Below are 13950 nucleotides of genomic sequence, written 5' to 3' on the forward strand. Positions count from 1 at the left end.
CCTACAAGGAACTACTTCGGATCCGTTGACAAGAACAACCCAAGGGACATCAATAGTTACGTGGACCTTTACAGATGCTGTTGGAAACACCAGTACCCAGACACAGAAAATAGTTGTGAAAGACAACCAAATTCCAATTATTTATTCAAACGGAAATAAGAATTTAATTACAGATTTGAATGCATGTGGAGCTACCGTAGTCGTTTCCGCTTCTGTAACGGATAATTGTTCTGTAGGAAGTTCAATCGGCGTAAGAAGTGATTCGCTTGCACTGACAGCTTTATATCCGGTTGGAACAACAACCATCACATGGAATGTAATAGATGCCAATGGAAATGCTGCAACCCCAGTAGTCCAAACAGTAATTGTGACCAACAATGCACCAGCTATAACATCCATTACGCCATCAAATATTTCACTTTCACCAATAGCTTTAGGTACTAGTGCATCGTTAAACTTTGTTTATGCAGATAATAATGTTACCAGTGCAGTGATTAACTGGGATGACGCAACAAGTATTACAGTTACTAACCCAGCTAATATCTTTACTCTAAGTCATACTTATGCAACGCCAGGAGTTTATACGGTTACATTAGTATTAACAGATGCTTGCGGAATTACTACTTCCAGTAAGTATGATTACATTGTTGTTTATGACCCTAATGGTGGTTTCGTAACAGGTGGCGGCTGGATTAACTCTCCTCCAGGTGCCTGGGTAGGCAATCCTACACTAATCGGAAAAGCCAATTTTGGATTTGTAGCGAAATACAAAAAAGGTTCCACAGTACCAGATGGGAATACTGAATTTCAGTTTAAAGAAGGTAATCTTAACTTTAATAGTTCTTCTTATGATGATATGCGATTGGTTATTTCCGGTACAAAGGCTAACTACAAAGGAGTAGGTAAAATCAATGGTTCAGGGAATTATGGGTTCTTGGTTTCCGCAATTGATGGAGGCGCGGGTGCTGATAAGTTCCGTATAAAAATATGGAACAAGGATAACGGTAATGCTGTTGTTTATGATAATAATATGGGCAACGATGAAAATGATTTACCAACAACAGTGCTAGGCGGAGGCTCTATTGTAATACATGAGGTGAAGAAAAACGCAAAAATCAAAGTAGAACTTGTTGAGAAAACTACAGAACTTGTTCCATTTAATGTTATGGCATATCCTAATCCATCAAGCCAATACTTTACCATAGAAATGAAAGGTAATAGTAATGAAAAAGTGGAAGTAGTAGTGTATGATGTACTTGGAAGAATGGTAAAACACATTGAGAAAAGTGATGGGCAGGAAATTAAGTTAGGAGAAGAATTTCCATCAGGTGCTTACATTGCGATAATCAATCAGGGTATTAACCAAAAAACTATCAGATTAATAAAAGAATAATAGATGTTCTTTATAAAGTTAAAAAAAGCTCCATTTCAATTTAATTGAGATGGAGTTTTTTTAAGTAGTTAGTTAAAATGTTTAAATTAGTTTTGGATATAATAATACCTGTAAAAGGCTTAAGTAAGGGGTGAATTTCAAATAAAAAAGTAAAGCATAGAGCTAAATTAAATTTTTATTGTAGTGCTGATTTATAACAGGATTATGATGTATTGAAGGTCGAAATAGGCAGTAGCTGTCAATTCAAATCGTTTGTCTTGGAAATAACGATAACTTGTATTGGAGTACCGTATCTGTTTAATTTGAAAAATTGTAAGTCTGTATTGTATTTATGATTGTTGAAAGGCTACACAGAAGCCCATTGTCAAAAGTATTATACGAAGTTTGAAATAAAGAAAAGCGCATTGCGTATTATGTAAAAAAAAACACTCTGAAAACGAATTTCCAGAGTGTTTTTGCTTTATTATAAAAATGATTTATAGGTATTCTCCGTGTTGAGAGATATCTAAACCTAATTCTTCTTTTTCTTCAGTAACTCTTAAAGGAGTAATTTTATTTACAACAAAGAAAAGGAAATACGATACTGAGAATGCAAATATCGAAACAAGAACTAATGCTTTTAATTGAATTAAAAACAAAGTAGCATCACCGAAAATTAAACCTTGGTTATCACCAACAATAGAGTTTACAGATTTTGATGCAAATACACCTGTTAAAAGCATACCTACCATACCTCCAACACCATGACAAGCAAATACATCTAAAGCATCATCAATTTTTCCTTTAGGGAATTTGCTCACTACTAGGTTACTTACAACACTGGCAATAATACCAATTGCCATTGCATGAGGAATAGTTACGAATCCTGCAGCTGGAGTAATGGCTACTAAACCTACAACAGCTCCAATACAAGCTCCCATTGCAGAAAGTTTGTGTCCAAGAATTTTGTCAAGAAATACCCAACCCATTGCAGCAGCTCCAGCAGCAACTGTTGTAGTTCCTAAAGCTTGTGCAGCAAGACTTCCAGCGCCAACAGCAGATCCTGCATTGAAACCGAACCAACCGAACCATAATAAACCTGTTCCTAATAATACATAAGTAATACGAGCAGGGTTTGCTTTTTGTACTTTTCTTTTTCCTAAGAACATTGCTCCGGCAAGAGCAGCCCATCCTGCACTCATGTGAACTACCGTTCCTCCTGCAAAATCTAATACTCCCCATCCAAATAATAATCCATCAGGATGCCAAGTCATATGGCACAAAGGAGAGTAAACGAATAATATGAATAAAACCATAAATAACAAGTAAGCCCAGAAACGAACACGTTCTGCAAATGCTCCTGTTATTAACGCTGGTGTAATAATTGCAAATTTTGCTTGAAATAAGGCAAACAAGATCATTGGAATGGTTGGTGCCAGTTCCCATGCAGTGTTAGCACTTACTCCCTGAAAAAATAAGTTTGATGTAGGGTTTCCGATAAATCCGTTTACTGATGGTCCAAAACATAATCCAAATCCAACAACAACCCATAAGACTGTTACTATAACCATAGCCATAAAGCTTTGTAATACGGTACTAATAACATTCTTTTTACCTACCATTCCGCCATAAAAGAATCCAAGTCCTGGAGTCATTAATAATACAAGAGCTGTGGCAACTATCATCCAAGCCGTATCTCCTGTATCTAATTTTAATTCAACAACGTGTGCACCTAGTGCCGTAGATTCAGCAAAAAGATGAATTGAGAAAATAGATAATACTAGAATTGTGATCAATATCACACTTAAAATAATCTTTCGCATAGTTTTTAGTTTTAAATTTCGATAAAAATAGAAAATGATTTTGAACCCCTATAAAAAAATGAATATATTATTTTATTTTTATTAATTTTTCAATAGACCCCCCTATAATTTATGGGTATATGATAATTGAAGATTAAAATTAATGATTTATTAATGTTGATTTGCTAAAAAATGAAAGCTTTTGTAAATTATTAAAATTATCACAATATATTAGTAGGTTTTTAATATAGTAACGATTATTTGTTGATTATACACAAATATAAACTATTTTACAATAAAATTGTTAAAATAGCTTAAAATGAAAAAAAACGCCTAATACAGATGTAGTAGGCGTTTTCTTAGAGTTATAAGGAATTGTTTATTTTAAAATGTGTTGGCTCAATATTTTGTAAACCTCATTAATATTGTTTCCTCCTTTTCCAAATTGTTTTGAAATAGGCTTATCTTCACTGTTTAACCAAATTTTTAACTCAGCATCCATATCAAGTATTCCGGCACTTTCTTTAGAGAATTTTTTGATACTGGAATAAGGAATTGACATATAATCTACTTTGGTTCCAACTAATTGTTTTTCAACTAAAATCAATCTTTTGTTGGTGAAAATAAACATGTCTTTAATGACTTTATAGGCTTTCTCAATTATTTCGTTATCAATTAAAATTGGTTCGAATTCTTTTGATATATTTTCAATTGTTACTTCTGATGCGTTGCCTAAAATGGCGTTAAATATTCCCATAGTTTTTTTCTAGTTTAATGAATTTCAAAAATATATTATTTTCCGTGTTATTAAGCTAATATTTTACTAATTTCTATGCAAAAGGACTGGTTCCGGTTTTGAGTTGACTTTAACTATTGGAATTCTATTGTGATGAACAATTCTGGAAATGATGCTGAGCCAAGAGAAGAGAGCTGTCTAAAAAGCGTAGTTCACCCTTACTAATCAATTTTTGTAGTTGTACCGAGTAGGAATCCTTTTTTTAAAACAAAAAAATCGGGCTTTGATTCCCGATTTTTAATGTGTTTATACAATAATTTTTATCTTAATTCGGCAAAGGTATCGCCTTGTTTAATATCTCCAGTTTTATATCCTTTCATAAACCAATATTTACGTTGTTCGGATGTACCATGTGTAAATGATTCCGGAACGATATGTCCCTGTATTTTGGACTGTATAGCATCATCACCAACAGCATGTGCTGCACTTAAAGCTTCATCCAGATCACCTTCTTCTAAAATAGCATTCATTTTTTGATTGTAATGGGTCCAGACACCAGCATAAAAATCAGCTTGCAATTCTAAGGCTACCGATAATTTATTAGCTTCGGCGTCACTTTTACCTTCTTGCATCTGTCTCATTTTGCCAGAAGTTCCCAATAACGTCTGTACATGGTGACCTATCTCGTGCGCAATTACATAAGCAGTAGCAAAATCACCTCCCTGTGCACCAAATCTTGTCTTTAGTTCTTCAAAAAATACTAAGTCCATATACACTTTCTGATCACCCGGACAATAAAAAGGTCCAGAAGAAGAGGTTGCATTTCCACAAGCGGTTTCCACTGCGTTGGAAAACAATACTAAGCCTGGTTCTTTAAACTGAAGATTATTTTCCTGAAATATTTTTGTCCAGACATCTTCGTTATCAGCCAATATGGTTTCGATGAATTTTTGTTCTTCTAATTCTTTTTCCGTTAGTGGTCTTGATTCAGTTTGACCTGATTGTTGATTGAATTGTTCCAGAACCGGAGTTAACATTTGCGCATTTTCTCCTCCGAAAAGATTTACCAATAAAATTATAATCCCTATGATTCCACCTCCTATAATACCTTTTCCTCCTGAAGACATTCCTCTTCGATCTTCAACATTGTCACTCTGACGTCTTCCTATCCATTTCATTTTGCGCTGTTTTTATTTAGTTATTAAAAAAGAAATATACATAAAATTATGCAATTTTGGAGAATAAATAATTGTTTTTTTGTTTTTTCAAGAATGTTAGCTGGTCCATTTAGAAAGAGTTTCACCAATAATTCCTTTTATTATTGGTTTTGAGATATAATCGTTCATCCCGGCTTTAATGCATTTGTCTTTTTCTTCTTTTTCCGTACCAGCGGTAATTGCGATAATAGGAATGTCTTTACCCGACTTTAAATTTCGTATTTCTTTGGTCGCTTCGTAACCATTCATTATTGGCATTTGGATGTCCATGAAAATAATATCGGGTTGTATGATTTCAAATTGATCAACAGCATCTTTACCGTTTGGTATTTCAGAAATTGTGGCCTCTGAATATAAGTTTTTAAGGATTGTTTTCAGTAATAACATGTTAACTTTATTATCCTCAACAATCATTATTTTTATTTTTTTCGCACTTTTATAGGTTTTAACCGGTAGCGCTGTTATAGCAATAGGAGCTTTGTTTTGCCCTATATTCTCTGCTGTTTGATTGCTGATCTCTAAATCCAGATCAAAATAAAAAGTACTGCCCATTTCAATAATACTGTCAACTTGTAAACGGCTATTCATTAAACCTAATAATTGATTCGAAATTGTTAATCCCAAACCGGTTCCACCAAATTTCCTTGTTGTTGAGCTATCCTCTTGAGAAAAAGCCTGAAAGATTTTCTTTTTATTTTCTTCCAATATTCCAATCCCTGTATCTATTACTGCAAATCTAATTTTGGCTTTTGAATCATTTGTTTTTTCAATAACAGAAACGTTTAATTTTATGGAGCCTTTTTTTGTGAATTTTACTGCATTTGCTAAAAGATTGATCAGGATTTGTTTTAAACGAACACTATCGATCCAAAAATATTTTGGGATATCTGGCGCAATATTCAATTCCAGGCCTAGTTTTTTTTGATTGGATTCATATAATATTAAGTCTATGATTTGACTCAATATTTCCTTGACATCATATTTCTCAATATATAAATCTAGTTTTCCCGCTTCTATTTTTGAGAAATCAAGAATGTCATTAATGATGTCTAATAATGAGTGCGCCGATTGATTTACGGTTATCATATATTTTTCCTGAGTTCTGCCTAAATTGGTTTTCATCAATAAATCTGTAAAACCAATAATTCCATTTAACGGAGTTCTGATTTCATGACTCATGTTAGCAAGAAATTCTGATTTTGCTTTGTTGGAAGCTTCCGCCAGTTCCTTTGCTTTTATAAATGTTTCCGCTTGTTTTCTTTCTGTGATATCAATGAAAATACCTTCTATAAATGCAATTTTTCCGTCTTTATGAATAACATCTCCAAATTCTTCTACCCATACAATTTCTTTGTTTTTACGGAGAATTCTAAAAATAGAATGTATTGGTCTTTCATTTTCGATTGCATCCTGCTCACTTTTTAGCGTCATTTCTTTATCCTCCGGGTGGATTAGGTCTATAAAGGATAGCTTATTATTAAGGAAATCTGATTTAGGATAGCCAGTCAGTTTCTCAATTTCATCGTTGATATAAATTTTAGTGGCATATTTATCATATTTTGATAAATAAACAGTCCCGGGAATATTATTGGCTAATAATCTAAATTTTTCTTCACTTTCATTTATCGCTATTTCATTGGTAATTCGTTCTATAGAGGCAGCGATGTTTCTCGCTAGTGTTTGTAGAATGTTGATTTCATCTTCATTCCAAATTCTTTCATTCAGCGTGTCATCAAATCCTAAAAATCCATGAAATTTGTTTTTTACAAAAATTGGAAATAGAATTAATGAAGTAACATCTACATTGGATAGTTTATTTCTTAAGGATTCATTTTCAATTTTGGAAACAGTAGCTTCAAAAATCTGATTATTTAAAAGTGGCGTTAGCAGTTCCTCAAAAAATGCATGAGGTAAATTCTGAAGCTTGATGTTATTCTCTGTTAGTTTGAGATGGTTGATTATCCATCGGTATTTTTGGCTAATCAATCCTGTATTGGCGTCATTTTCATAGTAATATGCCCGATGTGATTTTGTTGCTTTCCCCATGATTATAAGAACATCCGAAAAAATAGCAGTAATATCTTTACTATTTAAGAATTTTTCGGTGCAAAGTGCCATTGCCGAGAGTAATTCACTTTTATATTCTAGTTTTTTGTCTACTTCATATCGCATTTGCGATGCAATTGCCAACGATATAATGTCAGAGATGGTTCTCGCAAAATTGATGTCCTCATTATCCCAATTTCGTATAGCATCTGTAGTTTCAAAGCATGAGATACCAATTAATTCCCCATTTGTTAAAATGGGTATATCAAGCGTGGATTTAATAGCATTCTTTAAAAAATAGTTTTCGACGAATTCTGATATTTCCCATTTAGTATAAACATCAGAAGCAACAATTTGTTTTTTATTTTTTATGGCTTCGAAATAAATTGGAAAATTTTGCTCTTCTAAATTATTTCCAGTACCAAATTCATTGGTGTCTAAAAAGAATATATTTTCGCAGCAAATGCTGTCTTGGGTATATTTCCAAAAACTAACCCGATTGCACTTGGAAACCTTTGCGGCAGCCTCTAATATTAACTTTATGCTAGTTTCAAAATTGCTAAAATTAGTTGTAGATAATTTTTTAATTATTTTGTTGTACGCTTCATTTTTTTTATCACGTATTCTATTTTCAGCCTCAATGTTTTTTAAAATAGTTATGTCTCTGGCTATACCGGAGTAACCAATTATTTTGTGGGAATCATTTCTACGAATAATTACTTTTTGAGAAATCCAGACTACTTCGCCACTCTTTTTTAAGAGAGGAATTTCAATAGTTGGAAAATGAAATTCATTTTCTTCCAAATTTTGATAAAAACGCATCATTTCACTGATGTAATCGGGTCTTATAAATTCTGAATAATTTCGGGTTAGAATTTCATTCTCTTCGTATCCTAAAATTTTAATGGTGAAATCGTTGATAAATGTAAAATTACCGTCGTCATCTACTTCAAAAATAATATCAGTCGCGGTTTGAATTAGATTTTTATATTGATTTTGAATTTGAATTTCATTCGTTATATCCTGGCCGATTCCTATAAATAAGTTATCTAAAAATTTTTTATCCTTCCATTGGATGTATTTATAGTCCCCATCTTTGCATTTTAGTTTTCGGGTATACAATCGCTCATCAACATAATTTTCATGGTGTTTCGCTCCAATGAATTCCTGATCTTCGGTAAGTCTCCAAAACTCTAATCCCATTACTTCTTTTGGAGTATATCCTAAAATCTGCAGTATGTTTTCACTGCAAAATATAATTTCTCCCTTTTTATTACTTGCCACGGAGAGCGAATTTCCTTTGTTTACAATTTCATTGGTAAAGCTAAATTTATCTTTAATGTTTACTATAGAAGCATGTCTTATGTAATTGACCACCGAAATTATTAAAGAGTAATTAAACAGCATAATTGCTGTATTCAGTGGTACTAACTCAAAAATGAAAATGGATATTAAGTAGGTAAAAACTAATGTAACAAATAACCAATACAATTTTATTGGCTTTAGAACACTGTAGGAAAAGAAAAAAGCTATTATAAAAGCAACACCAGGTAAAATATCAGGGGAAGAATAAATTAAGTTTCTTGAAATAAAACCAAAAGACAACAGAAAAAGAACCTTGAAAATATGCTGTATGTTTCGAAATACAAATAATGATTTTTTACTAATAAAATATACCGCTAATAAAAAAGCACCTAAACTACAATTTACGACTAATAAACTTTTAGTCCTTACATTGAATACTTCGAAAGTTATTTCAAAAATAGGAATTATAATACCTAAAAATAAAAGATAGAGTTGGTACTCTTCACTTTTCGAATCCTCTTTTGAATAGTTTTCTAAATACTTATTGTCCAGTATAGATTTAATTTTTGAAAATTTATAAATCAATAAAAAAAGCAACAGAAATGAAAACGGAGCTATTATTCTAAATAAATTATCGCTTATGACCGATTCATCAATTAATAAAAAATGATTAGAAATGATAAGATAATTGAACCAACTTAAAAAAGAAAAGCTAGGTTTGAAAAATAGTAAAGAACTACAGTATGATACCATAGAATATATTTGCTTAGGTTTGAAAGACTGACTTGGAGTGGTCTTAAGAGTTTTGAAATATATGAATTTTTTCAAAAAAAACACAATTAAAGAGGTTTAATTGTGTTTTTTTGAAAAAAAGATTCGAAATTCAGAACAATTTATTCCAACTCATTTTCAGAATCGATCCCTATAATTGCAACATAGATGGCATAGTACATGGAATATAAAAAAGGAATTGTTAAAAATACTCCAATGCAACATCCTATGAATCCTACCATTGATGCTATTATGGATACAACAAGTAATCCTAAAAGAACAAAGGGCTGTTTTGATACGATTATCACGCTAGATTTTATGGCATCTAAAGCTTTTAGATCCCCAAATATAATAAGAGGAATGGTTAGAAAAGTAAAAAAAGAAACTATGATGGAAATCAAGGATCCAACTATTTTAATTCCAGTATAATCAACTAATGCTGATAGGCCGGTAGTCAATAGTGAAATTACGATTGTAGAAATTACAAGTTCTTTAAAATAGGGTGCTTTGTAATAGTTAAAAATAGTTGAAACATGAAATTCTTCATCTTTTTCACCACAATCGGCCATTTTAATTAAGCCGGCAGGGAAAGGACTTAAAAGACAGGATAGTACTATTGCACCAATTATATAAACTGGCAGAGAAACGCCTGAAAAGTTTTCATTTTTTAAATTTTCTAATGATTCCTCGCTTAGTATAGCAATTCCAAAAGTAAAAATTGCTGCACCAGCTATTAGAATACCGATCAGGACGGAGAAAACAAAAATCATTAAACCGGCATAAAGTGCAATTTTTTTATAGTTTTCAAATGCATGATTAAATACATTTCCAAAATCCAGCTGGTATCCGTTATTCTTTATTTCTTCTATTTTTTCTTGAGTAGTTTTTTTCATTTAGTTGCTTTGTTTTAGTATTGGGTAAATTGAATGTATTTATATTTTAAAATAGACTTCTTCAAAAGGAATTCTAAAACGTTCTCCATAAACGCCTTGCTCTTCCCGAATTCCGCATCCTATAATCATATTTATTTCGGATGAAGCTGGCAAATGTAATATTTTTTTTACCATTAGTGAATCAAAACCTTCCATAGGGCAAGTATCATAGTTTATTGCAGCCATGCTAATCATGAAATTCTGGGCTGCAAGTGCGGCACTTTTATGGGCAACAATACGCATATCGCTTTGTCTGGCTTCTCTATAAATAGGTTTGAATACTCCAATGATCTGAAAGGCAATAAATTTGAGCATTCCAAATATTCCTAAAAAATCAAAGTAAAGTGTGGGAACGATTTTTTGATAATAATTTAAGGCAAATTTTTCTCTTTTTGAGTACGCTGATTCGGGCTTGTCACCATACAAAGATTTTAAATAATCAAGGTTTGATTGCACTCTTTTTCTCCATAGATCTTTTCGGGCCACTACAATAACCATTTGTTGGGCCGTTTTGGCAGCATTTTGATCAAAACTCGCTTTGGTTATTTGTTGTATAATTTCAGGGGATACAAGGTGATAAAACTCCCAAAGTTGCATATTGCTGCTTGTGGCGGCAAGTGTGGCTAATTCAATACATTCTTTTACCTTTTGCGTAGCAATAGGCTCTTTTTTAAAAACCCGAACTGACCGTCTGTATTTAATAGCCTCACTTACCGATTTTTCATTTGTTACAACCATTTTAATAATTTTTTAATTGTGTCTAATTTATCATTATAGGGCGCATAACGCATCGGTAAGTCCAACCAATTTGCTTTTTTTACGATTCCTTTTTTATGCGAAAAAGTGTCAAAACTCAAACTGCCATGATAAGCGCCAATTCCGCTATGTCCAACACCTCCAAAAGGGAGTCTTTTATTGGAAAAATGGACAACAGTATCATTGATACAACCGCCTCCAAATGGATACTTTTGTATGATTTTTTTTGCAAAGGAATGATTTTCAGTAAAAACATATAATGCTAGAGGTTTCTCGTATTTAGAGATTATTGCAGTAATTTCGCTCTCATTTTCATAGGATAGAATAGGAAGCAGAGGTCCAAAAATTTCCTCTTGCATAATAAGGCTGTCTACACTCGATTCATCGATAAGTGTAGGGGCGATATAACAACTTTCAATTTCAGTCAGACCTCCAAAAACCACTTTGTTTTCTTCAATCATATTCACTAGCCGGAGCCAGTTCTTCTGATTTATAATGCGGGCGTAATCAGGTGATAATTTTGGATTTTCACCATATGCTTTGGTGATTTCTTCTTTTATGAATGCTATGAAATGACTTTTCATGTTTTTTTGAATCAAAATATAATCCGGCGCAATACAAGTTTGGCCAGCGTTTATAAATTTTCCCCAAACGATTCTTTTGGCAGCAAGTTTTAAATTGGCGGTTTCATCAATAATGCAAGGATTTTTCCCGCCAAGTTCTAGTGTTACCGGAGTTAGGTTTTCCGCTGCTGCTTTTGCAACAATTTTGCCTACCGCAACGCTTCCTGTAAAAAAGATATAATCCCAACGTTTTGAAAGTAGGTTCTGCGTGACTTCAACTCCGCCCTGTACTACTTCAACATGATCATTGTGAAACGTTTTTTCAATGATTTTTGTAATTATTTCAGCTGTTTTTGGGGTAAGTTCGGAAGGTTTCAGGATTACCTGATTACCGGCAGCAACTGCTGAGATTAGTGGACAAAGTGCTAACTGAAACGGGTAGTTCCAGGGAGCTATAATTAATACTTTGCCATAAGGTTCTTTGTAAATATAATCGGTGGAAGGGAAATTGAGGATTGAAGGGAATACTTTTTTGGGTTTAGCCCATTTATACAAATTTTTTATGGTGTCTTTAAGTTCAGAAATAACATAATTGGTTTCTGTGAGTACTGCTTCGAAAGCCGGTTTTCTGAAATCATCATGTAAAGCCTGAATAATTTCATTTTCATGAGTAGTAATTACATTCAGTAATTTTATTAAAACTTCTTTTCTAAATCCTATAGTAGTTTTGTATTTCATGAGGCACGCACAATTTATTAAGTGCTATGCAAGTTAATTTTTATAATTTACATAAAGAATTATTCTTTAAAAAAATTACAGTGCATCCCAGATTGAATCGGAGGGGGTAGGAGCTACTATGGTCATAACCTCTTTGGTGACAGGGTGTATGAATACCAGTTTCCGGGCGTGTAAATGAATACCGCCATCTGGATTACTGCGATCAAAACCATATTTTAAGTCTCCCTTTATAGGCGAGCCTATAGCAGAAAGTTGTGCCCTGATCTGATGATGCCTTCCGGTATGAAGATTAATTTCTAATGCAAAATAATTATTTAATTCTTTGAAAATTTTATAATCTAAACTGGCTAGCTTGCTTTCAGGAACTTCTTTACTATGTGCTTTTGAAGTGTTGTTTTTTTCGTTTCTTTTTATGTAATGAACAAGCTTATCTTCCTCTTTTAATGGTTTGTTTTTAACGATGGTCCAATACGTTTTTTGCGTTTCACGAGTACTGAACAATTCATTCATTCGCGTTAAAGCCTTACTTGTTCTGGCAAAAACGACAATCCCGGTTGTAGGTCGGTCCAAACGGTGCACCACCCCAAGGAAAACTTCACCGGGTTTATTGTATTTATCTTTGATGTATTCTTTTACAACTTCTGATAAAGGTTTATCACCTGTTTTATCGCCTTGCACAATATCCCCAACCCGTTTATTGACAACAATAAGATGGTTGTCTTCGTGAAGAATTTGGAGATTATTTTTGTTCGAAATTATTTTGGTAGCCACTTTTTTAAGCTGTTTTTTGATAAACTGATGAACTGCGATGGATCAATTAATACTAATACTGTTCATTAGAATTTGGAAAATCACTCGATTTCACATCCGTAACATATTGGCTGATTGCCGTTGTCATTCCTTCATATAAATTCATATATCTTCTCAAGAAACGAGGACTGAATTCATTATTCATTCCTAACATGTCATGAATAACCAAAACTTGTCCATCAACACCGCCACCAGCACCAATGCCAATAACCGGAATCGAAATACTTTGAGCAACCTTTTGCGCTAAATGTGCAGGGATTTTTTCTAAAACTAAAGCGAAGCAGCCCAGTCTTTCCAACAATATAGCGTCTTCTATTAGTTTATGAGCTTCTTCTTCTTCCTTGGCACGAACGGTATAAGTTCCAAATTTATAAATAGATTGTGGTGTTAAACCCAAATGTCCCATAACCGGAATTCCTGCGTTTAATATTTTCTTGATAGAATCTTTAATTTCTTTTCCACCTTCTAGTTTTACGGCGTGTCCACCACTTTCCTTCATAATTCTAATAGCAGAGCGCAGTGCTTCTTTTGGATCCGATTGGTAACTTCCAAAAGGTAAATCAACCACAACCAAAGCTCTTTCTATTGCTCTTACAACTGAGGAAGCATGATAAATCATCTGGTCCAGAGTGATAGGTAATGTCGTTTCATGACCAGCCATTACATTGGAAGCTGAATCTCCAACAAGGATTACATCAATTCCAGCAGTGTCAACAATTTTAGCCATGGTATAATCATAAGCGGTCAGCATGGAAATTTTTTCTCCATTAGCTTTCATTTCAATTAATGACTTTGTTGTAATTCTTTTGTAATCTTTTTTTGCTACTGACATTATGGTTTACTGTTTTAAGTATTAAAAATACGATTTGAGCCTGTAAAAGTAGTGAAATTGAATTATTAAG

10 protein-coding genes are annotated in these 13950 nt (G+C 33.0%); 1 reads left to right on the forward strand and 9 read right to left on the reverse strand.

All coding sequences use genetic code 11. From position 1 onward, the window contains the following. Nucleotides 1-1393: T9SS type A sorting domain-containing protein (locus tag ACNQGN_RS05545; protein WP_417986852.1), on the forward strand; the 1393-nt coding region annotated here is incomplete at its 5' end. Nucleotides 1394-1869: 476 nt separating this feature from the next. On the opposite strand, the gene ACNQGN_RS05550 is transcribed toward ACNQGN_RS05545, so the two are convergent. From ACNQGN_RS05550 to panB, 9 genes are all read right to left on the reverse strand, one after another. Next, complete coding sequence (locus ACNQGN_RS05550) at nucleotides 1870-3195, reverse strand: ammonium transporter (RefSeq protein ID WP_417986853.1); 1326 nt, start codon at nucleotides 3193-3195, stop codon at nucleotides 1870-1872. 358 nt (nucleotides 3196-3553) lie between these two features. After that, on the reverse strand, nucleotides 3554-3931 hold the full coding sequence (locus tag ACNQGN_RS05555; RefSeq protein ID WP_417986854.1) for a PH domain-containing protein: 378 nt from the start codon (nucleotides 3929-3931) through the stop codon (nucleotides 3554-3556). Between the two features lie 299 nt (nucleotides 3932-4230). Next, nucleotides 4231-5088 carry a KPN_02809 family neutral zinc metallopeptidase gene (gene ypfJ / locus ACNQGN_RS05560; protein ID WP_417986855.1) on the reverse strand — a complete coding sequence of 286 codons (858 nt, stop codon included), beginning with the start codon at nucleotides 5086-5088 and terminating at the stop codon, nucleotides 4231-4233. Between the two features lie 96 nt (nucleotides 5089-5184). Continuing rightward, nucleotides 5185-8580, reverse strand: coding sequence for a PAS domain S-box protein (locus ACNQGN_RS05565; RefSeq protein WP_417986856.1), 3396 nt, complete (start codon nucleotides 8578-8580; stop codon nucleotides 5185-5187). A 791-nt stretch (nucleotides 8581-9371) separates the two neighbouring features. After that, nucleotides 9372-10142 (reverse strand): DUF2189 domain-containing protein, encoded by a 771-nt coding sequence (locus ACNQGN_RS05570; protein WP_417986857.1) that lies wholly within the window; start codon nucleotides 10140-10142, stop codon nucleotides 9372-9374. A gap of 39 nt (nucleotides 10143-10181) precedes the next feature. Next, nucleotides 10182-10919 carry a nitroreductase family protein gene (locus ACNQGN_RS05575; protein WP_417986858.1) on the reverse strand — a complete coding sequence of 246 codons (738 nt, stop codon included), beginning with the start codon at nucleotides 10917-10919 and terminating at the stop codon, nucleotides 10182-10184. Continuing rightward, nucleotides 10910-12238, reverse strand: coding sequence for an aldehyde dehydrogenase (locus ACNQGN_RS05580; protein ID WP_417986859.1), 1329 nt, complete (start codon nucleotides 12236-12238; stop codon nucleotides 10910-10912). The genes ACNQGN_RS05575 and ACNQGN_RS05580 overlap by 10 nt, the downstream gene beginning before the upstream one ends. Before the next feature lie 75 nt (nucleotides 12239-12313). Further along, entirely contained in the window at nucleotides 12314-13009 is a 696-nt protein-coding gene (locus ACNQGN_RS05585; protein ID WP_417986860.1) for an RluA family pseudouridine synthase, read from the reverse strand. A gap of 52 nt (nucleotides 13010-13061) precedes the next feature. Next, the gene (gene panB, locus ACNQGN_RS05590; protein ID WP_417986861.1) at nucleotides 13062-13880 is read right to left on the reverse strand and encodes a 3-methyl-2-oxobutanoate hydroxymethyltransferase; all 819 of its coding nucleotides are present in this window, start codon (nucleotides 13878-13880) and stop codon (nucleotides 13062-13064) included. Nucleotides 13881-13950: the final 70 nt, after the last annotated feature.

The sequence above is a fragment of the Flavobacterium rhamnosi genome (assembly GCF_048286515.1).
Lineage (GTDB): Bacteria > Bacteroidota > Bacteroidia > Flavobacteriales > Flavobacteriaceae > Flavobacterium.